The sequence below is a fragment of the Paenibacillus sp. FW104-T2 genome (assembly GCF_058789975.1).
The window spans coordinates 1-24,743 of record NZ_JBYTCE010000036.1 but is presented as its reverse complement, the minus strand read 5'-3'; the positions used below and the strand labels follow the sequence as shown (position 1 = coordinate 24,743).

Annotated in this window: 15 protein-coding genes; 13 read left to right on the top strand and 2 right to left on the bottom strand. The window is 42.3% G+C overall.

Annotated features, from left to right (window positions below; genetic code table 11):
• Positions 1-142 precede the first annotated feature (142 nt).
• The 3 genes from AC3WQ3_RS27825 to AC3WQ3_RS27815 all read left to right on the top strand — a co-directional run bounded on the left by AC3WQ3_RS27825 (position 143) and on the right by AC3WQ3_RS27815 (position 6,252).
• Positions 143-1,078, top strand: a complete 936-nt coding sequence (locus tag AC3WQ3_RS27825; protein ID WP_492474272.1) for an NADP-dependent oxidoreductase — start codon at positions 143-145, stop codon at positions 1,076-1,078.
• A gap of 446 nt (positions 1,079-1,524) precedes the next feature.
• Positions 1,525-3,264, top strand: a complete 1,740-nt coding sequence (locus tag AC3WQ3_RS27820; protein ID WP_492474271.1) for an ABC-F family ATP-binding cassette domain-containing protein — start codon at positions 1,525-1,527, stop codon at positions 3,262-3,264.
• 741 nt (positions 3,265-4,005) lie between these two features.
• Positions 4,006-6,252, top strand: a complete 2,247-nt coding sequence (locus AC3WQ3_RS27815; protein ID WP_492474270.1) for a glycoside hydrolase family 3 C-terminal domain-containing protein — start codon at positions 4,006-4,008, stop codon at positions 6,250-6,252.
• Between the two features lie 39 nt (positions 6,253-6,291).
• Here the strand turns inward: AC3WQ3_RS27815 and AC3WQ3_RS27810 are convergent, their stop codons facing one another.
• Complete coding sequence (locus AC3WQ3_RS27810) at positions 6,292-7,515, bottom strand: helix-turn-helix domain-containing protein (protein ID WP_492474269.1); 1,224 nt, start codon at positions 7,513-7,515, stop codon at positions 6,292-6,294.
• 150 nt (positions 7,516-7,665) lie between these two features.
• On the opposite strand from AC3WQ3_RS27810, the gene AC3WQ3_RS27805 reads away from it, so the two are divergent.
• From AC3WQ3_RS27805 to AC3WQ3_RS27775, 7 genes are all read left to right on the top strand, one after another.
• Positions 7,666-10,395: a glycoside hydrolase family 78 protein gene (locus tag AC3WQ3_RS27805; protein ID WP_492474268.1), complete on the top strand. Its 2,730-nt coding sequence runs from the start codon at positions 7,666-7,668 to the stop codon at positions 10,393-10,395.
• A 229-nt stretch (positions 10,396-10,624) separates the two neighbouring features.
• Entirely contained in the window at positions 10,625-12,052 is a 1,428-nt protein-coding gene (locus AC3WQ3_RS27800) for an MFS transporter (protein WP_336781622.1), read from the top strand.
• A 119-nt stretch (positions 12,053-12,171) separates the two neighbouring features.
• On the top strand, positions 12,172-13,404 hold the full coding sequence (locus AC3WQ3_RS27795; protein WP_492474267.1) for a cytochrome P450 family protein: 1,233 nt from the start codon (positions 12,172-12,174) through the stop codon (positions 13,402-13,404).
• 319 nt (positions 13,405-13,723) lie between these two features.
• On the top strand, positions 13,724-14,482 hold the full coding sequence (locus tag AC3WQ3_RS27790) for an SDR family NAD(P)-dependent oxidoreductase (protein WP_492474273.1): 759 nt from the start codon (positions 13,724-13,726) through the stop codon (positions 14,480-14,482).
• 423 nt (positions 14,483-14,905) lie between these two features.
• Positions 14,906-16,117 carry a sensor histidine kinase gene (locus AC3WQ3_RS27785; protein WP_492474266.1) on the top strand — a complete coding sequence of 404 codons (1,212 nt, stop codon included), beginning with the start codon at positions 14,906-14,908 and terminating at the stop codon, positions 16,115-16,117.
• Complete coding sequence (locus AC3WQ3_RS27780; protein ID WP_336781619.1) at positions 16,118-16,789, top strand: response regulator; 672 nt, start codon at positions 16,118-16,120, stop codon at positions 16,787-16,789.
• A 210-nt stretch (positions 16,790-16,999) separates the two neighbouring features.
• The gene (locus AC3WQ3_RS27775) at positions 17,000-19,222 is read left to right on the top strand and encodes an MMPL family transporter (protein ID WP_336781618.1); all 2,223 of its coding nucleotides are present in this window, start codon (positions 17,000-17,002) and stop codon (positions 19,220-19,222) included.
• 115 nt (positions 19,223-19,337) lie between these two features.
• Here the strand turns inward: AC3WQ3_RS27775 and AC3WQ3_RS27770 are convergent, their stop codons facing one another.
• Positions 19,338-19,922 (bottom strand): TetR/AcrR family transcriptional regulator, encoded by a 585-nt coding sequence (locus AC3WQ3_RS27770; RefSeq protein ID WP_336782057.1) that lies wholly within the window; start codon positions 19,920-19,922, stop codon positions 19,338-19,340.
• A gap of 674 nt (positions 19,923-20,596) precedes the next feature.
• On the opposite strand from AC3WQ3_RS27770, the gene AC3WQ3_RS27765 reads away from it, so the two are divergent.
• The 3 genes from AC3WQ3_RS27765 to AC3WQ3_RS27755 all read left to right on the top strand — a co-directional run.
• Entirely contained in the window at positions 20,597-21,982 is a 1,386-nt protein-coding gene (locus AC3WQ3_RS27765) for a lytic polysaccharide monooxygenase (RefSeq protein ID WP_492474265.1), read from the top strand.
• A 286-nt stretch (positions 21,983-22,268) separates the two neighbouring features.
• Positions 22,269-23,057, top strand: coding sequence for a glucose 1-dehydrogenase (locus tag AC3WQ3_RS27760; protein ID WP_492474264.1), 789 nt, complete (start codon positions 22,269-22,271; stop codon positions 23,055-23,057).
• A gap of 358 nt (positions 23,058-23,415) precedes the next feature.
• On the top strand, positions 23,416-24,743 hold a 1,328-nt coding region (locus AC3WQ3_RS27755), incomplete at its 3' end, for an immunoglobulin-like domain-containing protein (RefSeq protein ID WP_492474263.1).

The window sequence follows — 24,743 nt, the reverse complement described above, 5'->3', positions numbered from 1 at the left end:
TATTTGCATAATATTGTATTAGTTGTTGAAAAATAAGTAAGACTAAAAATAAATATTTATGAACACGCAATGACTAGATATAAATAAATAATCGGGAATTGCATGCAAAAGGGCTATTAGCTTAAAGGAGCGTTATAAAAAATTGAAAGCAGTAGTGATTAATCAATATGGAAGTAAAGATGCGTTAGTTGAGCAGGAAGTGGATAAACCAAGGGCTGAAGCTAATCAAGTGGTTGTAAAACTAGAGGCTACATCGATTAATCCAATTGATTGGAAACTAAGAGAAGGTTACTTAAAACAAATGTTTGATTGGGAATTCCCTATTATCTTAGGTTGGGATGCAGCTGGAGTTATTTCTGAAATAGGTTCAAACGTTTCGAAGTGGAACGTGGGGGACCGTGTATTCAGTCGTCCTGAAACCACTCGTTTCGGGACATATGCTGAATATACAGCCGTTGATGAGCACCTACTGGCAAAAATACCAGATTCCATCTCATATGAGGAGGCAGCTGCTGTACCTTTAGCAGGTTTGACGGCTTGGCAGGCTTTGTTTACACATGGCCATCTAAAAGAAGGTGAAACTGTACTTATCCATGCTGGTGCAGGTGGTGTAGGGATGTACGCCATTCAATTAGCAAAGTATGCCGGCGCTCACGTTGTTACAACAGCAAGTGAAAAAAACCATGAACTTCTCTATTCATTGGGTGCGGATCAAGTCCTTGATTACAAAAAGGAAAAATTTGAGGAGATTCTAAAAGAGATCGATTTAGTCTTTGACACGATGGGTGGAGTAGTAGCTGAGAACAGCTATAAAGTGCTTAAACCCAATACCGGAAGACTGATTACCATTGTTGGTCAACCCGACCATGAAATGGCGAAGTCTCACCACGTATCAGCAAAGGGAATTTGGCTGCAGCCAGATGGTGATCAATTACAGAAATTAGCTGACCTCATGGAAGACAAAAAGATGAAGTCCATTGTAGGGGCAACATTCCCGTTTAGCAGACAGGGGATTTATGATGCACATGCTTTGAGTGAAACACACCACGCTGTAGGTAAAATTGTCATTACATTTTAGAAACGTGACTGGCAAAAGCAGATAAAATTAAAATAGGCGCTGTCGAGAGGCAAGGCCAAAGCTTTTTATGAATTCCATATAGAAATGATGTATTAAGGATATAGTGTCTCTCGTATTCTACCTCCCATTTTTTATAAGTTAATGGGTAAATTTTTGAAGACTTCCTCTTAGAGAGCGGAGTCTTTTTTTTAATCCTAGGCTTAGGTGTATTGCTTTACACTATGCAAAAATACCATTAAATAGGCATTGAAACTTTGGAAGTTTTCCTTTCCACACGATGGCAAAAGGGAATGGTGAATAAATGATACATCAGTTATATTACTTGGGAAGGTAAGATTAAAGTTAAATAGATTGAACTAGTTGGTAAACAGTGTTACTCTGAAAGTCTGTGTTCAATAATTTATTTAATAATAGTCACCATTTAGGTTATAAAGAAAGGTAACACGATGATAAAAGTTGATAACTTATCCTTCTCATTTCCGCAAAAAGAACTATATAACAACATTTCATTTACGTTAGAAGAGGCACAACATTGCGCTTTTATAGGAACAAGTGGCAGTGGGAAAAGTACACTGGTCGATATACTGATAGATCCGGAAAGATATTTGTTCGAGGGCAAGTTAGAGATAGACCCGGAATGCAAAATAGGGTATGTCAGTCAGTTCCCGCAAGTCGACAAAACGAAAGAAACAACCGTATTTGAATATATCGGCGAAGAATTTATTAAGATACAGGATGAAATCACAGCTCTGTATGCGGAGATGTCCACCACGTCTGACATGGATTCGCTGATGGAGAAGGTTCAATTGGCTTTGGATGCATTCGAATCGATGGATGGGGATAATTTCGAAAACACTATTAATAAGCAGCTAAACCTGGCCAACCTCATGAAACTCAAAGATCTCAATATATCCGACGTGAGTGGTGGGGAATTCAAACTTATTCAAGTAATGAAGGAAATGCTCAATCGTCCAGACTTATTGATTATGGATGAACCCGATGTATTTTTGGATTTTGAAAACCTAAATTCGCTTAAAAAATTGATTAATTCCCACAAGGGAATGCTGCTCGTTGTTACGCACAACCGTTATCTTTTGAATCATTGTTTCAACAAAATTATTCACCTTGAAAACACGGAGATCCAAGAGTTTGACGGGCGATATATCGAGTACAACTTCTCGCTGCTTCAGACTAAGATCGAGCTGCAAGAAATCGCGGTTGCTGAGGCTGAAGAGATTGAGAGATACGATCATATCATCGACAATCTCAGAGAGATCGCCACGTATAATTCGGAAGCCTCCAGAGGCAGAGCATTAAAAGCCAGAGTCAAGTTTCAAGAGAGATTGGAAGCACGTCGGATAAAAGAGCCATTTGTCGATATTAAACAGCCGAATATTCGTTTTGGTATCGATAAGGAAATCGAAGACACCGTTGTCGTGAAAGTCAATAATTATAGCGTTTCCTTTGACGAGCTGCTTTTGGAAAATGTGAACTTCGAGATCAAATCAACAGATAAAGTAGCCCTGATCGGTCCAAATGGTACCGGGAAAACCACATTACTCCGTGAAATCTATAAAAACAATCAGGCTTCCATTGAAATAAATGATGATGTGAATGTGGCTTATTTATCTCAGCTTCAAGGTGAAATGCTAAATGATTCGAATACCATACTACATGATTTCATAGATGCTGGGTTTAAAACGTATGATGAGATTAGATCGCATCTTACCGATTATGGATTTGAAGGAGAAATCCTTGATCAAAAGATTGAATCATTATCTGGTGGAGAAAAAAACATGCTTCAACTGGCTAAAGTTTCTGGTAGTCAAGCGGGCGTGTTGCTTCTTGATGAACCGACAAGCCATCTAGACACTTACTCACAAATTGCACTGGAGAAAGCTATTGAAGACTACAAAGGTGCGATTCTCATGATTTCTCATGATTTTTATTCTGTTGTAAATGGTATGGATTATGTTTTAATCATTGACGATAAAACGATTAGCAAAATGAGTATGCAGGAATTTAGACAGATGATTTATGCTAGTCATTTTAATAAAGATTATTTAGAAACTGAACAACAGAAAAAATCAGTTGAAATGAAAATAGAATTGGCTTTAAAAGAGACTAATTTTGAACTTGCCAAAGTATTGGTGGATGAGTTAGAAGAGTTAATTAAGTTGCTTTAAATTACACATCTCTGATTGAATTGTTTACAAGAGAGTGAAGTCAGTTACAGCGGATAGGGCTAAATTGAATGATTCTGCGTTCAACGTTAATACTTGATGATGGTGAATAAATATGAAATAAAAGACACTGATGTTCTTCATCAGTGTCTTTTTACTGCGAGCTACCAGTCAGAATCTTTGAAGAGCAAGTGAATTAGATTTGGAATTGTGCCCGCTAGAGCTGGTGTCTCATCTAAATCTTGTGAATCTTGATCAACCTGGAGGTTATACGGAAAATTCTATTTAGCAACATAGTGAAAAGTGCATCGCGAGGAATATCAAAGAAAAACAGACGAAGGAAAAGGAACGAATCGCTTGTTTAAGTTTTGTTTCGTGTCGCAGCAGAAACAAGGGCGGAGTGTATCTGTCCTTGTATCATTGTTGGATAATGGACACAGATACATATTGCACTGTGATTTCTTTGGCAGTGGTTAAGCGATATCAAGGCAGAATGTTCATAGCAGTTTGAATGTTTTTCAGTTCCATTGATTCGTGAGGCGCTAACTAGTTCTATGATTAAGGCAACTATAATGCTTTCTTTCATAAGCAGAAATAAGGTTAGCACTTACGAAGTTCACACATTATAAATTAAATATCATTTTTCCAAAAAGGAAACGATTTTACCATATATTTAGGGTCATTTCATCTACTCTTATGAAGTAACCGATTTCATTATTTATATTTGCCAACGGAGGAGAGCGAATGAATCCTAATTTGAAAGAAATGATCAGTCAAATGACATTGGAAGAAAAAGCAGAACTCTGCTCAGGTAAAGATTTCTGGAATACCATATCCATCGACCGCCTTGGGGTTCCCTCTATTATGATGACAGATGGCCCTCACGGACTTAGAAAACAAGAGGGAAGCGCGGACCACTTAGGCTTAAACAAAAGTGTACCAGCTACCTGCTACCCATCCGGAAGTGGAGTGGCCTCATCGTGGAATCGTGAACTTGCCCATACGATGGGGAAAGCAATCGGACAAGAAGCAGCGGCAGCGGATATTTCCATTGTTTTGGGGCCTGGTGTGAATATTAAGCGTTCCCCGCTGTGTGGCCGAAATTTTGAATATTTTTCTGAAGACCCTTTTTTATCGGGAACTTTGGCAGCTAGTTATATACAAGGCGTACAAAGTCAAGGCGTAGGTACGTCCATCAAACATTTTGCTGTAAACAACCAGGAATATAAGCGAATGTCTGTCGATGCGGTGGTAGATGAACGGACTTTACGGGAAATTTATCTGGCTAGCTTTGAATATGCAGTGAAAGAGGGAGAGCCATGGACCATCATGGCCGGTTATAACAGAGTAAATGGTGCTTTTTGTTCGGAAAACAGCCGGTTACTGACTGAAATTCTCCGGGAAGAATGGGGATTTGCAGGTGTAGTGGTGTCGGATTGGGGAGCTGTCAATGAACGGGATCAGGGACTAGCTGCCGGTCTGGATCTGGAGATGCCTTCCAGCAGCGGTGCGGGATGCAAGAAAATGATTGAAGCTGTTCAATCGGGAAAGCTAAGCGAAGAGGTGCTGGATCAGTCTGTTGAGAGATTGTTGTCACTTGTATTCAAAGCTGTAGATCGCCAGCGGAAGTCAGTATCGGTTGATGTAGAGGCTCAGCACCAGTTGGCCAGAAAGATTGCAAGTGAATGCATGGTCCTGCTTAAGAATGAGGAGAGCATTCTCCCTCTAAACACGGAAGATACCATCGCGGTTATCGGAGCCTTTGCGCAGCAACCGCGCTACCAGGGCGGCGGTAGTTCACATATTATGCCGACGAAGCTGGATAACATCTATGAAGAAATCCTTAAAACAGCTACTGACAGTGCAAGCATCTCGTATGCGGCAGGTTATACGTTAGACGAAGATGTTGTAAACGAAGAACTGATTCATGAAGCAGTAGCTACCGCAAAGAATGCACAGGTTGCAGTGATTTTTGCCGGGCTGCCTGAACGTTATGAGTCTGAAGGTTTCGACCGGAAACACCTTCAATTGCCTGAAAATCACAGAACTTTAATTGAAGCAGTCGCAGAGGTTCAAGAGAATATTGTTGTTGTATTGAGCAACGGAGGTCCCATTGAAATGCCTTGGCTGGATAAAGTTAAGGCTGTATTGGAGGCGTACCTTGGAGGACAGGCTTTGGGCGGTGCGATCGTTGATATTCTCTTTGGAAGCGTAAATCCAAGCGGAAAACTGGCTGAGACATTTCCTGAAAAACTGATCCACAATCCGTCGTACTTGAATTTCCCCGGAGACGGCGAGACTGCCGAATATCGAGAAGGTATTTTTACGGGCTACCGTCATTACGATACAAGAGATGTGGAGCCTTTGTTTCCATTTGGCTTCGGTTTGAGCTACACCCAATTTGAGTATAGTGATCTACAGGTTAGTCATAAACAAATCAAAGATACCGGCAGTGTAAAGGTTACAGCAAAAGTTAAAAACACGGGTGAAACAGCGGGCAAAGAGGCCGTTCAGCTATATGTACGTGATGTGGAATCGACGGTCCCACGACCTCTTCAGGAATTGAAGGGGTACACCAAAGTTTCACTTCAGCCTGGTGAAGAGACCACCGTACATTTTGAATTGGACAAAAGAGCTTTTGCTTACTACGATGTTAAGCTGAAAGACTGGCATGTGGAGACAGGTAAATTCGACATTATGGTCGGAAAATCTTCAAGAGAGATTGAACTCGTTGAGACGATAGAGGTAGAATCGAGCGTTATAGTTACCAAACCAATTACCAGGCATTCCACATTCGGTGAATTGCTGCAGCATCCCGTTGGAGCTGAAATTATGGGTGCGATGGGGCAATATGACGGGAATGAAGCAGGACTGGGTGAGGGAATGCAGGATTTAATCATGGGTACCACATTGCACAATGCAGCACTTATGAGCAACGGTCAGTTCACAGAAGAAACACTGCAGAGCATCTTATCCGCTATTAACCGTTGAATGCATGCATCATTAGAATAAGCCCGGCGCAGCCCGGGCTTATTCCTCTATCATATGATGTGTTTGTTGATACTGCTTAGGGGTTCTGCCTGAATGTTTTTTGAAGATTTTAGTGAAATAACTCTGATCCGTAAAACTCAAAAGAGACCCGATTTCAGAAAGAGGAGTGCTCGTAAATTGAATCATATGTTTAGCTTCCTCAATTTTGATCTGTTGAATATATTCATTCACGGGAACCCCAACTTCTTTTTTAAATAATACAGACAGATAGTTTGGGCTGATACCGGCATGTTCAGCAATTTCCTCGTGTGTAATTTTGGAATAACGGTGGTTATATATATAATTTTTGCAAAGTGTAACGATTTTAGAATGCTGTGATGCTTTAACCTGAGAGACTTTCTCGGTCAACGAAAAAAATGCTTCCAAGCAGCATTGATCGATTTCTTTATCGGTCCGTAGATCCTCGAGGCGCTGTATGTAAACATCACTTACCGAAAAAGCAATCTCCGAATAGAGACCCCCGTCAATTGCAGCTCTGGCTGCAAGAGCTATACCGATGATGCCAAGATTCTTTTTAGAACGGATATGACTTGATTTGGACAGGACTCCTGTATTTTCATGACCAAGTTGTGTAAAGTGCTTAAGCATATCCAATTTACCTTCCTTGACGATCGTTAACAATTTCTTTTCATTCAGTGGATTGTGATGGAGCGTCTCATCATAGCCTTTTGAAGAATTTATGGAACCTTGTATTTCGTTTTCCTTGATATACATACCGCGCAAATAGTCCTGTACTACATCCTCAGCTTCGATCAATTCATGATTAAACATTTGATTAACCAAGATCGTGATGTTGATTAGCCTCTCATGGGTTATCACAGGAACAGACTGATAATAATGATATACTTGTTCCCGGTTGGCAAAGAGATCTGTGTCATTGATAAGCCCATTTATTTTATGTTCAATCAAGCTAAAAGGAAGGGAAGGTCCTAAAATGATGGTTCCTTCATGGTTCAGATCGTTACCAATACGAATTAGAATGTAGTTCTCAAAAAACATCGTTCTTACAATTGAAGGATCTTCTTTGCACACGGATGGATCAAACCCCAACACTGAAAAAAAGAATTGTTTATCATTTTTATACAGCGGATTAAGTATTCGATTACCTAACAGTTCGAATTGAACCTCTCCGGAGGAGCTTACGAAGAAGATGGACATATCAAAAAGTTCAGCAATGAGTTTACATTGACGTTTTAGATCCATTTTGTGTTTGGCTCCTTTTTTATTTATCTTATCACATGAAAATTACAAAATTACAATGATATTACCATATTGGTTGAGGAAAATTCTTTATGATATTTTAGTAAGCGTTATCATATTGGTACACGATCTATGTTGAAGGGTGGTTATCTCATGGAATTAAAAGATTTCCGGATTGAATACATGCAAAATCCGATTGGACTGGACACACTAAACCCGAGATTCTCATGGAAATTAGGTTCTACTGAACAGGACGTTATGCAATCCGCTTACCGAATCATAGTCACACAAGATATGCAGAAAATCTGGGATTCTGGAAAGAAGGATGAAGACGTCTCCGTTTTAGTAGAATACGTTGGTCCTCGTTTGCAGGCCACGACTTTATATCAAGTTCAAGTCGAAGTTTGGGATAACCAAGGTAATCACGCAGCCATGGAAGGACATTTTGAGACCGGGTTGCTGAAAGGCAGCAACTTTCAGGCAGAGTGGATCACACATCCATTCCCGAGCGAAGAAAGTGCTCCACCCGTTTTCTACAAAGAATTCTCTGTCGAAAAGGAAATTCAGCAAGCCCGAATCTATACCACTTCCCTCGGTGTTTATGAAATTGCGATCAATGGGACAAGAGTAGGAGAAGACTACTTTGCACCTGGATGGACGAATTACAACGAGCGATTGCAGTATCAGACTTACCGTTTGGACGGGATGCTGGAGAGCCAGAATAAAATAGAGATTACGGTGGGGAATGGCTGGTATAAAGGCATATTTGGTTTTACTTGCACTCCGAACCATTACGGGGATAGAGTTGCTGCACTTGCTGAAATCCATATTGTCTATACGGATGGAACAAAAGAGATCATTGCAACCGACAAAACCTGGCAGGTGACTACCGGACCCATCCGTTCAAGTGAAATTTACATGGGCGAGACTTATGATTCATGTTTTCATGAAAGTCAGTCCTTTCATGTGGAAACAACCTCTTACGATAAGTATCGCCTTGTTGCTCAGGAAAGTGAACCTGTCAAAATTACAAAAAGGCTCCCTGCACTTCAGTTGATTACAACTCCAAAAGGAGAATGTGTCATAGATTTCGGGCAAATCCTTACTGGGTTTGTAGAGCTTCGAACCAAAGGGCGGAAAGGTCAAACGATAACCATACGGCATGCTGAGGTTCTTGATAAGGAAGGAAATTTCTATCCGGATACGTTAAGACAGGCAGTATCCATTGATCGATTGATCTGTAACGGTAAAGATCAAATATTCCGTCCTCATTTCACTTTCCATGGATTTCGGTATATCGCCATTGAAGGGGTAGATGAGATCCAGCTCGATCAATTCACAGCTTGCGTGCTGCATTCAAGTCTGGAGGAAACAGGCCGTTTCGTGACCTCCAATGCCATGGTGAACCAGCTGCAAAGCAACATTCAGTGGAGCCAAAGAGGTAACTTTCTGGATATACCGACGGACTGCCCTCAAAGAGACGAGCGTCTAGGGTGGACAGGAGATGCCCAAGTATTTGCCGGGACCGCTGCGTTCAATATGAATGTTGCTTCCTTCTTCAAGAAATGGCTGCGCGACCTTGCCTCTGAGCAGACGGAGGAATATGGGGTTCCCCATGTCATTCCTAACATTCTTGGAAATCAGGAAGGTGCTGCTGCCTGGAGCGATGCCGCTGTTATTGTCCCTTGGGTCATGTACCAAACCTATGGAGATCTTCGATTGCTGCGAGAACAATATGACAGCATGAAGGGGTGGATTGATTATATTACTGCACGTTGTGGAACCAATGGACTATGGCAGACTGGTTATCAATATGGGGACTGGTTAGGGTTGGACAAAGAGGAGATTAGTAACGATAGAACAGGGGCTACAGATGTTTATCTGGTAGCAAACGCTTATTATGCATATTCGACCGAACTGGTTGCAAAGACAGCCAAGCTTCTGGACAAAACCGAAGATGCCGTCCGCTACGAAGAATTGCACAGCCAGATCAAACAGGCTTTCAATGCAGAATATATCTCTTCAACTGGCAGACTGGTCAGCGAAACTCAAACGGCCTGCGTGTTAGCGCTACACTTCAACCTTGCTGAGGAAAGATACAAGGATCGGATTCGCAAGACGCTTGAAAACAATATAGCGAAACATAAAAACCATCTCACGACAGGATTTGTTGGTACTCCATATCTGTGCCATGCCTTATCGGACAATGACCTGCATGACCTTGCTGGTACCTTGTTTCTGAAAGAGGATTTCCCATCTTGGTTGTACGCCGTAAAAAAAGGGGCTACCACGATATGGGAACGGTGGAATTCCATTCTGCCTAATGGTGATTTCGATACATCAGGTATGAATTCCTTGAATCATTACGCCTATGGATCCATTGGGGAATGGATGTATAGAAAACTCGCGGGAATTAATCCAATTGAGGCAGGTTATAAGAAGATTCTGATCAAACCTCAATTCATCCGAGGAATCAGTTCGGTAGATGCTGCTTTTGATTCGGTCTACGGAGAGATAAAAAGCTCTTGGTCATGCAGGGCGGGTAACATTATTGTAAATGTAACGATACCAGCAAATACAACCGCAATTATTGTACTGCCTGAGAAACCTGTGCCTGTGGAGGTTGGTTCCGGATCTTACAGCTTCGAATATGCGACGCAAACCAGTCTCGAAAGAGAACGGTTTACGATGGATTCGACACTCAAAGAGATTGTGGAAGAGCCCACAGCAGTGCGAATGTTAAACGAGCACGCTCCCGGTATGCTGGATCACCCGATGATTCAATATGCTTATGATTTATCTGTAAGCGAATTGCTCGCCAATACGCCAGAGGAGACCGAACAGTTATTTAGAAGAGTCATTCAAATGCTCAATGCCTCCTAGGTGTAAAGGGGAAAGAATAGAATATAGAAGGCGCTGCAGGAAACAAGCAGCGCCTTTTTGGATTACAGAAATTCGTTTTTGAATAACGAAATTATAGCGCATAAAAAAAGCGAAGCTCCAACATAAAATTACTAAAAAAATAATGAGGTTACCATATTTATGCTTTGTGGAGGACTAAAATAATGTTTGAAAGCGGTACCATGAAGCGAAAGAATAAGGGGGAACAGCAATGAAAGCAGAACGGGATATTTTTAATCCACCAGTTGGAAAGGGAAGTAAAAAGTCCAGGGCATTAGGCCTTGATGCCCAAGGAATTCAGAAAACAATGCGCCCTTACCATTACTTAGGCGACGGAGCAGCCCAAGTAGCTTTAAACTCCATCAACGGACTGATCGGGATGTTAACTTATTTTTATACAGATAAGGTAGGGATTGCAGCTGCCACAGTGGGTACGATCATGCTCATCACCAAATTTATCAATGCAATAGCAGACTTGCTGATGGGTAGAATCGTTGATGCGACCAAATCCAAATATGGAAAGGCTAGACCTTGGATTCTTTGGATGGCTCTACCCACCCTGGCATCCATCATATTACTGTTCACAGTGCCGGCAGAGGCATCATCAACGGTAAAAACCTTCTATGCGTTAGCTACAGTAGCGTTTGCTTCAGCCATTGTGTATACGGGAATTGCGATTCCTTTCGGAAGCTTGATGGCGATCCGTACCAGAAGTGTAGAAGAACGCGGTAAGATGGGCCTTACCCGAACCATCTTTGGATATATTATTGGGATGATTATCGCTATCACATTAATTCCAATAACCAATATGCTTGGTGGGGATCAAAAAGCATGGATTATCGTTGCGGTTGTATTGGGTATTGTATCTTTCATTTCCTTAATCCTGACCTTCTTAGCATCGAAAGAAAACAACGCTGGTGCAAGTATTGTTGAAAGCGATAACATTCCCTTCTGGGAAAGCATCAGGCTTCTATTCCAGAACAAATACTGGGTCATCATGCTATTTGCTCAGTTATTGATCAACATGCTGTATACGCTTAATGGTTCAACAGGAATCTATTACACCAAGTATATCCTCGGGAATGAGAACCTGATCGGAATCATGGGGGCAGTTGGATTAGTCCCGGTTTTTTTGGGATTTGTTATGGTGGGACCCATGATTAAGAAATTCGGACTTACTAGAACTGCACGGATAGGCATGCTTCTTGGCATCGTTTCATCACTTATTCGTTGCTTCATGCCATATAACTTTATTGCAGCTATAGTACTTGGCGGTATCGCAACACTGGCAACCATTCCAATGATGGCTGTAGGCGGAGTGTTGGTGAACAACACTGTGGAATACGGTGAATGGAAGACAGGTAAACGCTTAGTTGGGATGGTCAATAGCGCAAACAGCTTTGGCGTTAAAATTGGTTCGGGCCTCGCTGCCGCGATGATCGGCTGGATTCTTGCCATAGGAAGCTACGACGGAGCGTTAGTAACACAGGCGGATTCTGCGATTACCAGCATCCTGGTTCTGACAGTATATCTTCCTTTAGTGATATTCGTTCTTACGTATATCTGCTTGCGCAAGTACGACTTGGATGAGAAGTATCCTCAAATTGTAAAAGAACTGGAAGAACGAGTGAATCCTTAGGAAGATACGGGTTATCGCGTATTACTGGGATTAAATGAACTTAATTGAAAGTGAATCGAGAAATGTGATAGTCTCTATATTGTAGTGATATTATAACTATCATTTTGAGGGGTGACGCGATGTTTACCAATGAAAATCAAGGTCGTTCCAAGTCCAAAGTTGATTTCTTGGATCATTCTTTCATTCAGCAGCCTTTCCCAGTCTACGAAAAGCTGCGTGCCGAAGAGCCTGTCCATCGACTATTACTGCCCAGTGGGCATGCTGCGTGGATGGTTACCCGATATGAGGATGCCGTCAACATTTTGCAGGATGGTCGCTTTGTAACCGGAGTTCTCGATAACAGGAGCGATGAATCGGAGGAGTCCCTTCCTCCGCATCAGGCGATTATTTCACGGAATCTCATCAGTGTTGGTCCAGAAGATCATCGTCGACTGCGGCGCTTGATTCAGAAGGCATTCACTCCCCGCATGATTGAGAGGCTGCGGGGACGAATTGTGGAAATAAGCGATGAATTGCTGGACAAGATTCAGGCAGGAAACACTCGGGAGTTTGATTTGATCGAGGACTATGCCTTCCCGCTGCCCATTATCGTTATTTGTGAAATGCTAGGTGTTCCGCTGAAGGATCAAGACAAATTCAGAGCCTGGTCCAACACCATTATGGAGAGTGTCAGCAATCCGCAGATGAACCAGGAGAGCGATGAAGTGATGAAGGCTTTTGTAGATTACTTACAAGAACTGATCACGGAGCGGCGCAATCATATTCAACAGGACCTCATCAGCGATCTCATCAGTATAGAGGAAGAAGGTGACAAACTAACGGAGCAGGAATTATATGCACTTGTGTTCGTACTCATCATAGCAGGGCATGAAACAACAGTGAATCTGATTGGGAACGGCATGCTGGCGCTGCTGGAACATCCGCAGCAAAAGCAACTCCTTATGGATCAACCGGATCTGATTCAAGCGGCGGTCGAGGAAGTGCTGCGATTTAATGGGCCGGCTGAAATTAGCAATGTTCGATGGGCTGCGGAAAATGTGGAGTTTCAGGGAATACAAATTCGCCAAGGAGATATGATGCTGGTCGCATTATCCTCAGCGAATCGGGATTCCAGTCAATATGAAAACCCCGATACGTTTGACATTACTCGCAAAGTCAATGATCACATTGCATTTGGTAAAGGAATTCATTATTGTCTTGGCGCTCCACTTGCGAGACTTGAAGGCGAAATTGCGATCAACGCTTTACTTCACCGGCTGCCGGAGATCCGGTTAAATACGGATGCGGAACTGCTGGAGTGGAGGCCAGGTATGATCATCCGGGGACTCAAAGCTTTTCCAGTCGTATACTAATCGAAATAATAGTTTGAACCTAAATTATTAATATATTGGAGAGATGAACCTAATGAGTTATGACGAGAATATCCGAATTGGTGAATTGTTGAACAACGCAGAATCGTTTGCTGTACTGGAAAAGCATTTGCCGGAATTCGTGAAGGAACCAACGTTCAAGATGGCCACTAACTTTACGTTGGATCAACTAGCTGCATTGCCTCAGGTAGACATTCCTTTGTCTACACTTCAGACTTTGAAGCAGGAACTGGCAGCCATTGAATTAGGAGCAACAGCCCAGAAGCAAGAAAATGGTGCACCGAAAGGAAATAAAGAAGGGATTTCTCTGGAAGGTAAAGTGATCGTTGTTACGGGAGCTGGAAGTGGAATCGGAAGAGCCAGCGCCGTGATTATGGGTTCTCGCGGAGCGAAGCTTGTACTGGTTGATTTCAATGAGCAGACAGGGGAAGAAACGTTAGCATTGGTTCGCGAAAATGGCGGTGAAGCTACTTTTGTACAAGCTGACGTATCCAAAGAGAGCGATGTGCAAAACTATATTCAAAAAGCAGTAGAAGTCTATGGAAAAATTGACGTGGCATTCAACAACGCGGGTATACTCCAGAAATTCCAACGTTTCCAGGATATCTCCGAGGAAGAATTTACACGGATCATGGATGTGAATGTGAAAGGGATCTTTTTAGGTATGAAATATGCCTTGCAGATTATGGATAAACAGGGATACGGCCATATCATCAATACTGCGTCCACTACGGCCATTCGTGCTGAACACAGTCTGGGTGCATACACCGCAAGCAAACATGCGGTTGCGGGTTTGACCAAAGCGGCGGCCATTGAATATGTACGCAAAGGTATTCGCATCAATGCCATCTGTCCAGGAGGTGTAGCTACAACATTGACGGCTGCGGTTCCCCAATCGCTGCTGGAGAGCGGCTACGTACCTGAAGAGTTTCCGAATATGCGGATCGGGCGTTATGCAGAGCCAGAAGAACTCGCCCAGATCGTTGCGTTTCTTGCATCTGATTATTCCAGTTACATGACAGGATCAATCATCCTCGCAGATGGTGGCATCACACTCTAATCATTCACTGTACATCCTAACAAAAAGGTTGCCTTCCATCATGCGCTGAGCCTAGAGCGAGTAATTGGCAAGAACCTCTACTAATCAAAAGATAAGTGTGCTTGTAATAAAACTACAAGCACACTTATCTTTTATGTTTTAGTTCATTCATTTTTCCGATCAGCAATAGTTGGTTCAAGTTCACCTTCTGTAACGTCAAACTTCTCCCTTTTAACATGTTGAATACCCCTTAGCTACAAAAATGGGAAATGGCCAGAGGGTGACCATTTAGGAAGTTTTACATAATTCTTCAAAATCATCGTCCCTAAGTCTAGCTTGTGGACGATTTTTCATTACAAAAGGGTATGTACGAAAGGGCATGCACGATCGTACATCTTTTTGGTTGTGTTTTGGACTATAATGACTTATACAAGAGGTGATCCCATGAAAATAGTACGGAAGAAGACGAATCCGTCCGGAATAAATGAAGAAACGGACCCGATTGCGTCCTCACGTATTCCGATCATGATCTGGCTTTGGCTTGTTGCCACGGCTACTTTGATCCTGCAAACCATGTCAACCCCTATATTAGTACCCAGTATTTTCTTTGTAGCTGCAATGTTAATTCATACCATGGTGTACTGGGAAGTTAACAAACTTATACAACGATCTAAATTACTCTACATACTTCTTCAATCAGGGTTGATTTTCGGTAGTGCCATGTTAATGCCAGATGGTATGCCTGCTGTATTGATTGGTTTGATTCCGGTGTTGATTGGACAGACCCTTGCCATATACTATGAGACGGCAAAAATTGTACTATTTGCGTTTGTATTATATTTATTATTCTGCACGGTAACCCTGTTTACACGATCTGGTATGGATGTCGTCTTGTTAATTCTATTACTGTTAATGATGATCGTTGTCGTAGTATCCTATGCGGTGCTTTTCTATCGTCAGGTCAATGCCCGTGTTAGGACATTAACGTTTCTGCATGAGCTGGAGCAGGCTCATCAAAAAGTAGAGGAATTGACACTAACAAGCGAGAGACAACGTATGGCAAGAGATCTGCATGATACATTAGCTCAAGGACTCGCCGGTATTATAATGCAGCTGGAGGCCGTCGATGAGCACATGAATCGAGGAGGTTTTCCGCGCGCCCACGAGATTATCCGCAGTTCAATGGGCCAAGCACGCAAAACATTGGCTGATGCACGCAAAGCCATTGATGATCTTCGTACCAAGGCAACGCCGGCTATTACCTTTGGAGAGGCAATACAGGAACAAATTCAACGTTTCCAACAGGCGACTGGAATCGAAGTCCTTTTGGACGGGAATGCTCCTAGTTCCATATCCAAAGTAGGCATGGAGCACGTATTGCACATTTTAAGTGAATCGCTAATGAACATAGCCAGGCATGCCAAGGCAACGAGCGCAACCATTCATATGGCTATAGAAAATGAAGATTTCCATCTTATTATACGAGATAACGGAAGGGGCTTTAGCGTAGACCGAATCGGAAAACAAGCCGGGCACTATGGCTTGATCGGGATGAATGAACGGGCCAGGTTGATAGGTGGCAGCATTGAAATTGAGAGCGGAAAACAAGGAACGACTATTTTGTTTCGCGTTCCACTTGGAAAAGGAGAAGTCTGAATGAAATATAACATACTCATCGTAGATGATCATTGGGTGGTGCGTGAAGGACTTAAATTAATATTGGAGACCAGTGAAAACTATCTGATTGTCGGAGAAGCTGAGGAAGGGGAAGAAGCTATCCGAATTATGTTAGACAAACAGCCAGATGTCATTCTACTGGACTTAAATATGCCGGGGGGGCTCAGTGGCTTGGATACCTTGAAACGAATGAACGAGCAACACATTCGTATACCGGTTATTATTCTGACGACATACAACGAAGATGAGCTGATGATTGAGGGACTTTCTCTTGGAGCCAAAGGGTACTTGCTCAAGGATACGAGCCGAGAACAATTATTTCGAACGTTGGATTCTGCCATTCGTGGAGAAACACTACTTCAACCTGAAATAACGTCAAGAGTCTTTGCGTTTCATACGAAGTCTGCTCAAGAACCCAAAACACAGTCACAACTATTAATTGACAAGGAGTCAACTCTGATTAGTGAGAGGGAGTTACTCGTTTTACAAGCCGTGGCTCGTGGTTTACGCAGCAGAGATATTGCTTTTGATATGGGTATTGCCGAGAGAACAGTAAAAGCATACCTCACCAACATTTACAACAAACTCGGAGTGAATTCGCGATCAGAAGCAGTTGCAGTAGCTGTCGAAAAGGGGATCTTACACTTGTAAACCTATAACTTGTAAGGCACCCTCTTTCGTAATCAAAGATAAAAAATGGTATGCCCGTTATGACCTATCCCTTCTATGCCCCATCGTACATGAAAGGCTTGCCCTTTCGTACGATTTTTTTTTGGTTTTATTTCGTTAACATGAGGGTACAGAGCATTTCCTTAGATAGCTCTTGGATTTTTGTGGAAGTGAAAGGGGAAGAAATAAGTTATGGCAAAATGGTTATATCGTCTCGGAGTTTGGTCAACGAGAAAACGGAAAATGGTCATTACGATGGGACTAGCACTTCTTATTGTGCTTGCATCTTTAGGACTTGGTATGGGTACTTCGTTTACGGGTGAAATGACTATACCAGGAACGAAGTCGGATCAGGCAGCGAAAGTACTAAATTCAGAGTTTCCATCATCAGATGACGGTGGTCAGATCAGGCTCATTTTCAAAGCGAAAAATGATTCATTGACTTCCGAAGCAAACAAAAATTACATTCGGCAAGCCCTGAAAGATGTAAAAACGGATTTGTCAGTCAAATCTGTAGCGAGCCCATTTGAATCAATGACTCTAAGCGCGGATAAAAAGATTGGTTATGCAGACATAACGTATTCTAAACCCGCTAGTGAAGTGGATGAGAGCTCGAAGGAGCATGTGTTGAACATTGCAGAGCGGCTCGATAAGGAAGGGATTCAAACCGAAATTGGAGGCAGCGTTGCTTTTTCTGAAATAGAAGTCGGGGGCATATCAGAAGTCATTGGTATCCTTATTGCCTTCATGATTTTAGCGTTTACGTTTACTTCGTTTCTAGCAGCAGGACTTCCCATACTAACAGCAGTTATTGGACTCGGAATTGGTCTAATGACTATAATTATTGGTTCAAATTTCGTATCAATGTCATCATTCTCCATTACGTTAGCAGTCATGCTTGCTTTAGCAGTCGGTATTGATTATGCACTATTTATCATGTCACGATACCGTCAGCAGTTGGCAGAAGGATTTGACAGAGAAACAGCCATCGCTCAGGCTAATGCAACAGCAGGAGGCTCGGTTGTATTTGCAGGACTGACGGTAATTATCGCGCTAGTGGGTTTGTCCGTCGTACAAATCCCTTTCATTACGATGATGGGACTAGCGGCTGCTATTAGCGTATTTGTAGCTGTCCTCATTGCAATCATTCTCGTACCAGCCATATTAGCTGCAGCAGGAGACAGCATTAGTCCGTCTCGCGAAAATCGTTGGCTGAGAAAATGGTCTGGGAGCAAAAAGGAGAAAACAAACGAAAACGCTTGGAGTCGAGTTGTCACTAGAAAGCCTTGGCTTACGACCATTCTATGTATTGCCGTCTTAATCATGTGTACCTTGCCTTTTCTGCATATGCAGCTGGGCTTGCCGGACAATGGCCTGAAATCGACAGAAACGACTGAGCGTCGTGGATATGATCTAATGGCTGAGGGATTCGGTGAAGGGTTCAATGGCCCACTGGTTATTGTAGCTAAAGCTAATAATAGTGAGGACCCTCAATCAGCAATCGCTCAAGCAACGGCTTATATCAGCGATCTACCGAATGTCTCTAGTGCAACACCTGCAATACCGAGTCCATCGGGAAATGCAGCCATCATTACAGTGTTACCTAAGACAGGCCCGCACGACATTCGTACGACTGAACTGGTGGAGACTATACGTAAAAAAGCCGATCAACAAAACAATAAACAGGTCGAGATTATGGTTACCGGTGGGACTGCGGTTAACATTGATATTTCAGAGAAATTGCAACAGGCATTACCTAAGTTCGCTTTATTGATTGTTGGTCTGGCTTTTGTACTGCTCATGCTCGTTTTTCGATCTTTGCTTGTACCGATTAAGGCTGTACTTGGTTTTCTGTTTACATTGGGTTCAACACTCGGTTTTATTGTCTGGGTCATTCAAGATGGTTATCTGGCCAATTTGTTCGGTATTCCTGAACCTGGGCCGGTGCTTAGTTTCCTTCCAATTCTCGTCACTGGAATTCTGTTTGGACTTGCCATGGACTATGAGGTGTTCCTTGTCAGCCGAATGCGTGAAGACTTCACCCATACTGGAGATGCACGACAATCGGTAAAAAGCGGGATAAACCATAGTGGACCAGTCGTTACTGCTGCAGGCTTGATTATGATTGCCGTGTTTGCCAGCTTTATTTTTGCCGAAGATACCATTATCAAATCCATGGGATTAGCCCTGGCATTTGGCATACTTGTCGATGCATTCATCGTGCGTATGACACTTGTGCCAGCGGTAATGACCATTCTTGGAAAAAGTGCCTGGTATATCCCTGCATGGCTTGATCGCTTGTTGCCTAACATCGATGTAGAAGGTGAATCCGTTATGAGAGAAAACCATAAAGCCGCCAGTGGTTTTGATCAAACCATCATTAGAAAGACGGTCTCTGGTGAAAAACATGGCTAAGTTACGTCTACTCACCAGATGTAAAAAGGCAGAGGATGAGAGGGCTGCCTACAACTGCAGCGCCTTCTCCGTCGGATTTCAGGAATCAGTTAGCAGCATTCAAACGTCATTGAAGTCAAGGTTTCAAAGACTCTAGGAAAAGACCTTTCAGTAAGTTGAATTGCTCGGACGGGTCAACACGAGTGTTGAATGCATCGATACCTTCCAGCATGGACATTTTCTTGGAAAATGTTCCGAATACATTCATCATTGTAAGTAGAATGTTGACGGAATTTGAACTGGCACGGACCGAACGATCCTGTTCTCCCAGTGCTGCCAGTTCGGTAAACAGAGCAATAATTTTGTTATATTCCGTTTGATACAATTCCATATGCTCTACAGGCTCTTTGGAGAGCGCAACGTAACATTCAAAGGCTTCAATCAACTTGGAGTTTTGTTGATGCTCAGCTAGCTGAAAGAAAATCAGGGTGTCAAATATTTCGTTTAATTTCTCGTAACATGTTCCTTCTCCATGCACAATCTTTTCAAAGATAACCACTTCGGACTGAACAATATATGAAGCAACAGCAACAATCAAATGCTCTTTCTTGGGAAAATAGCGGAATACAGTAGCTACCCCGAGGCTTGCAGCCGTGGCAATTTCCTGCATGGTAGCCTTTTCGAATCCTTGCTGTGTGAAAATAGAAATGGCAGCTTCAATGATGCTTAAACGGCGTTTCTCTCTCAGCTCGCTTCGCTCATTCTCCTGGCGTTGTCGGGGTTGAATAGGGATAACCTCCTTGTCTCTGTAACTCAGGTTATGCTAACAATTGCAATTCTATTTGTCAACGAAGCAAGGTATGAAACGATTTGATACTCAAAACCCTAATCAGATCACTAGCCAAGATAAGCTATAAAGGAAGACTTCATTATAAATGAACAAACTAAAATGGTTATGTATAAAAAATCGTGACTGCCATTAACAAACAGGTAGGTATTCCTATAATTATCGCCGAGTTTTCTTATCCTTCAGGTGAGGTGCAAGGTGCATATTCGAAGAGACAAATTAAAATAACGTATATTCAACCAGAAAAGTCGCTTTTAGCGGCTTTTTGTTCTTTCTACTAAGAGAGGAGCGGCTTGTTCATTGGGGCCGCGTCTAATTAATAACAGGGATATTCCTTTTATCTCCAGCATTTAATCCCATTAATCGGCTCAGTTATCACATGCTCAAACCAAGAGCAAATATGACTATTCTCCTGTTTTTCAACAAAACAAATATCAATACAAGGTTTTTTTATCCAAAAGAAATTAGAACTTTGTTCTCTTACAGCTCCATGTAAAATTTTATAAAATTTTCTTGTTCACATCATCAGACTTTACAGGAGGATTATTATGTCAACTTATTTCTCGATCTCAGGTGTTAGGAACACATCCTTGATACCGAAAACGATCCTGGTATTTGCAACGGGTATGTTGTTTTTGCTAATGTATGCAAATGTCATCTCAGCTCATGGTTACCTAGAGTCACCAGCCAGTCGTGCATACTTATGCCAACAGAATCTCAATAGTAACTGCGGTCAGGTTCAATATGAACCACAGAGTGTGGAAGCAAAAGGGAACTTTCCGGTGGGAGGCCCGTCCGATGGGGAAATTACAGGTGGAGGTATTTTTCCGGAGTTATATACTCAAACGGCACAACGTTGGACGAAGCTTGACATGCAAACAGGAAGCCAAACCTTTACCTGGAAATTGACAGCAGCACATGCAACAAAAGAATGGAAATATTACATAACCAAGAAAGACTGGAACCCTAATGCTCCGATTGAGCGTAAGGATTTAGAACTGTTTTGTACCTACAGTGATGGAGGGAAATTGCCAGAAAAATCGGTCTCACATCAATGTGAAATACCAGCAGACCGTACCGGTTATCATGTTATTCTTGGCGTATGGGAAATCGCTGATACTGGTAATGCCTTTTATCAAGCGCTTGACGTAAATCTAATGAAATCGGGTAGTGGAAGTGGATCAAATACCGATGAAACAGCGCCAACAGCTCCAACAGATCTAAAAGCTAGCAACATCACGACAAAATCATTTACACTTAGCTGGCATCCTTCGACTGATAATGTGAGTGTAATGAGTTATGAACTTTATCAAAATGGACATAAGATTGCGACTATTCCAGGAACATTTGTATCCTATGATGTAACTGGATTAAGTCAAGGAACAACTTATGTCTATGCGTTAAAAGCGATTGATGCTGCAGGTCATGGATCCCCTCTCAGTTCGGAGATTACAGTGCAGACAACTTCTGCAACCATACCTGACACTTTAGCTCCAACGGCTCCAAGTAATCTTCACGCACATACCGTGAGTGCAGCATCAGTAAGTCTGATGTGGTCCAGTTCAACGGATAATGTGGCTGTTAGCAGCTACGACATTTACCAAGGATCAGAGCGGATCGCTACTGTTAATGGAACCGTGACAAGTTATGAGGTAACCGGTCTGAAATCAAGCTCGACGTATACATTTTCAATCAAAGCCAAGGATTCTGCTGGTAATGTATCTGAAACGAGTAATGTGATTACTGTTACTACTTTCGAATCATCACCTCCAGTTGTAGAACCGGATGTACCTAAGGCTTGGGCTGAGAATACGTCATACCACATCGGGGATCGTGTCCTTTACAAAGAGGTCATCTATATTTGCCGTCAAGCTCATACATCAATATACACTTGGACTCCTTCCGAAGTCCTTGCATTGTGGTTCCCAGAATAGCCGAAAGTCACTCAGGATTTGTTCCTGAGTGACTTTTTTTGATGAGCGCTCGCGCGGATCCAGAGACAGTTTCAACATAATCGATGACAAATGTTTATTTTTGCTTACTTGGGTGAACATATGAATATAAAACGTTGTTTAGCGGACAGATGGGATGGAGTTTGATTATTGCAAGTGAATTTTTTGTGATTTATTATTGCCAATGTAAGGTTTTTAATTGAGAATTCTATTCTCATCTAAAATAGACGAACATTTCGTTAATTTACTTAATAAAGGAGTATGGATCATGAGTAAACGTTTTGAATCAAAAGTTATTTTAATTACTGGAGCAGGCTCAGGTCTTGGACAATCAGCGGCACTTGAAATCGCAAAAGAAGGTGCCAAGCTTTCTCTCGTTGACCTTAATCAACCTGCACTTGAAGAGACGAAGAAATTGATTCTTGAAGTTGCACCTGAGGCAGAAGTTCTTCTTCTTACTGCTGATGTATCTGATGAGCAAGCTGTTCAAAAATATGTAGATGATACGGTTCAAAAGTTCGGTCGCATCGATGGATTCTACAACAATGCGGGGATCGAAGGTACTCAGGCTCCTACAGCTGAATATAACAGTAAAGTGTTTGACAAAGTCATTGACATTAACCTTAAAGGTGTCTTTTATGGCATGAAATACGTTCTTCCCGTGATGAAAGAGCAACAATCCGGTTCCATTGTCAATGTTGCCTCTGTTGGCGGGATTCGTGGAGTTCTGAATCAGGCGGCGTATGTCGCAAGTAAACATGCTGTATCGGGTATGACGAAAAATGCAGCAATCGAGTACGGACAATATAACCTGAGCATCAACGCTATCGCTCCAGGGGCGATTATGACTGCGATGGTTGTCGGTTCCCTTAAACAAATCGGTGGCGAAGAAGGATGGGAAGAAGCCGGCAAAGAATTTGTTAGCGTAAACCCTAAGAGACGTTTTGGTAAACCTGAAGAAGTAGGTCGTCTTGTTGCCTTCCTGCTATCCGGCGAATCCGAATTTATTAATGGTGCCGTCATTCCTATTGATGGCGGACAATCGAATCAATACTAATAACATCAAGATCCCTCTTTGGCAATGTCATTAAGAAGAGGGCCATAAATGAAGAAAAAGAGCAGGTCATCCAAAAGGTGGCTTGCTCTTTTTTTGTGCTGGTAATTGGGAACATAAAAGAGGAAGCCGTGGCCCAGCATAACATAGAAAAGCAGAGGGACGCCGCATTCCGCTGTATGACATTAGGTAGCTTAGGGTTCCTGCTAAATCATTGCTAAGCAGCATACAAAACGTTTATATATTTTTCGTATTCAACCTCTTATAATGTTCAGAATTTGTTCAGTGAGCCTTGCTATACTAAAGCGAATTTATTTCATTTTTCTGTGTCATTATATAACATCTTATGGAGGTCTTCTGCTTGAAACTGCACAAAAAAGCATCATTATTTCTTTCGGTTCTTCTGTTATCACCATTGGTATTGCCTCCGGCTAGTATCCAGGATTTTTATGGAGCCGGTAACATTGCCTTTGCAGCTGAACCACAGGCTAATTCAATCTATATTGTAGGACCATTTGAATTTTCGCCTAATTATGAGATACAACTGACCGCGAATGGTATGATGAACAATGGCACGATTACAGATATTAGTTCAACAGCTACTTGGAATTCTGACAACGAAGCTGTTGCAACTGTATCTCCAGGAGGAATCGTGACGGGTATAACGGAGGGTACAGCAAATATTACTGCATCACGTGATGGAAAAGTCTCAAGTACATTCCCGGTCACAGTAACTTGGGCAACATACCATAAATTACAAGATGCCAAGAATTCATTACAATTACCATTCAACGGTGGTCAAACTGAGAGGCATGTAACGTGGAGCATTGATTTACCTATTCAAATTGAAAATGAAGTATTTGTGTCATGGTCTTCTTCTGATCCAACAATTATCACTAACAAGGGTGTCGTCAAACGTCCTCCATATGTAGGTGGAGATAAGCAGGTAACGCTTACGGCAACACTTCGAGCCGGAAGTGAAGCTCCAGTAACGAAGGAGTTTATCCTTAACGTTGTGAAAGCCGAGCCCACACCAGAGGATAAGCTTCGTGAAGCATTAGACGAGTTGCAGATCAGTTATGAGAATGGGGATACGGCCGATGGGGTTAGAAGTTCGGAGGTAGGATTACCGATTGGAGGAAAATATGGCTCATCCATATCTTGGGTATCAAGCGACCCTTCCATCATTAGTTCGGATGGTAGAGTGTATCGGACGCTAGATGATATGGATCATGAAGTTAAATTGACTGCAAGAGTGTATGTGGATGGTGTGTTTGAAACTCGTGATTTTATCGTTAACGTTAGATATATAAATAGAGATAAAATCATTACTTCTTTCTCGCTGGATGATCATGTTGGAGTTATCGATGAAGATAAAAAGACAATTACGTTCGATATACCTCGGGGTGCATCTGACCAATCTATGATTGTTACGTATACTGCAAAAGCATTACAGGTTCTCGATAATGGTATTATGATGACTAGTGGAATATACAAAATATATCCCTTCTTCATTAAAAATTACAGTGTTACTGCCACAGATGAATTGCTGAATCCTGTACACTACAAGTTGGTATTTACAGGCGAATCTACAACACCAGAACCAACACCAGCGCCATCACCAGAACCAACACCAGCGCCATCACCAGAACCAACACCAGCGCCATCACCGACGCCAACACCAGAACC

What these genes read in the sequence shown, in the direction of transcription:
- AC3WQ3_RS27775 (WP_336781618.1), top strand. Translation starts at nt 17,000, where the DNA reads ATGGCAAAATGGTTATATCGTCTCGGAGTTTGGTCAACGAGAAAACGG.
- AC3WQ3_RS27760 (WP_492474264.1), top strand. Translation starts at nt 22,269, where the DNA reads ATGAGTAAACGTTTTGAATCAAAAGTTATTTTAATTACTGGAGCAGGC.
- AC3WQ3_RS27765 (WP_492474265.1), top strand. Translation starts at nt 20,597, where the DNA reads ATGTCAACTTATTTCTCGATCTCAGGTGTTAGGAACACATCCTTGATA.
- AC3WQ3_RS27780 (WP_336781619.1), top strand. Translation starts at nt 16,118, where the DNA reads ATGAAATATAACATACTCATCGTAGATGATCATTGGGTGGTGCGTGAA.
- AC3WQ3_RS27815 (WP_492474270.1), top strand. Translation starts at nt 4,006, where the DNA reads ATGAATCCTAATTTGAAAGAAATGATCAGTCAAATGACATTGGAAGAA.
- AC3WQ3_RS27800 (WP_336781622.1), top strand. Translation starts at nt 10,625, where the DNA reads ATGAAAGCAGAACGGGATATTTTTAATCCACCAGTTGGAAAGGGAAGT.
- AC3WQ3_RS27810 (WP_492474269.1), bottom strand. Translation starts at nt 7,515, where the DNA reads ATGGATCTAAAACGTCAATGTAAACTCATTGCTGAACTTTTTGATATG.
- AC3WQ3_RS27795 (WP_492474267.1), top strand. Translation starts at nt 12,172, where the DNA reads ATGTTTACCAATGAAAATCAAGGTCGTTCCAAGTCCAAAGTTGATTTC.
- AC3WQ3_RS27820 (WP_492474271.1), top strand. Translation starts at nt 1,525, where the DNA reads ATGATAAAAGTTGATAACTTATCCTTCTCATTTCCGCAAAAAGAACTA.
- AC3WQ3_RS27805 (WP_492474268.1), top strand. Translation starts at nt 7,666, where the DNA reads ATGGAATTAAAAGATTTCCGGATTGAATACATGCAAAATCCGATTGGA.
- AC3WQ3_RS27785 (WP_492474266.1), top strand. Translation starts at nt 14,906, where the DNA reads ATGAAAATAGTACGGAAGAAGACGAATCCGTCCGGAATAAATGAAGAA.